The 620-nt window shown below is 66.0% G+C and carries 1 pseudogene; it reads right to left on the bottom strand.

Going from position 1 to position 620, the window contains the following annotated elements:
- Positions 1 to 442, bottom strand: a pseudogene (locus F0Q45_RS26535) (PQQ-binding-like beta-propeller repeat protein); the annotation flags it as partial.
- Positions 443 to 620: the final 178 nt, after the last annotated feature.

Genomic DNA, 620 nt, shown 5'->3' with positions numbered 1-620 from the left:
GGGTGGTCGGCATCCCGATCACCGGCTGCCGCCAGCGCGTCCACTGCGTGACCGGAAAGGCGACAATTGCCCCGGGCTGCCCGATGTAGAGGTTGTCGAAGCCGTCGAGCAGCGGGCCGCCGACGCCTCCGCCCTGCACCAACCGGACACACCAGCGTTGCCGACCGTTGTTGTTCTCCCACTCCATGAGCGAACAGCCGGCAGGTGTCTGCGCGTTGAGCGCGAGATAGCCGCGTGCGCTCAGGGCGGGCGCAGCCGCCAGGCTGCCCTTCACCGACCGCGTCCACTCCAACGTGAGCTTGGTGGCCCCGGTCGTCGTGGTGTAGCTGCTGTTGGCGGCGTCTCCATATTGCGCAGGCCAGCCCAGCGCTGGGCCGGCGTCAACCCACGAATCTGTGGGAGCACAACTGCTGAGCCCGCCAGCCAACACAACCACCGGCACGGCTGTTAGGAGACGTCGCGCCAGTACCTCAACTTTTCGCAGGGTTCCTAAATCCTTCCGCAACGCCGGTCGCTTATCGGCGGGCCCGGTCCTTCGGCATGAGCAGATCGAGTACAGGTGAGGGTAACCCGTGGCGGCTGGGGTGTGTTTGATTGCCTAGACTCCTTCTCGGGACGCT

Source organism: Mycobacterium simiae, assembly GCF_008370645.1.
Lineage (GTDB): Bacteria > Actinomycetota > Actinomycetes > Mycobacteriales > Mycobacteriaceae > Mycobacterium > Mycobacterium simiae_A.
This window is presented reverse-complemented; position numbering and strand designations above follow the sequence as displayed.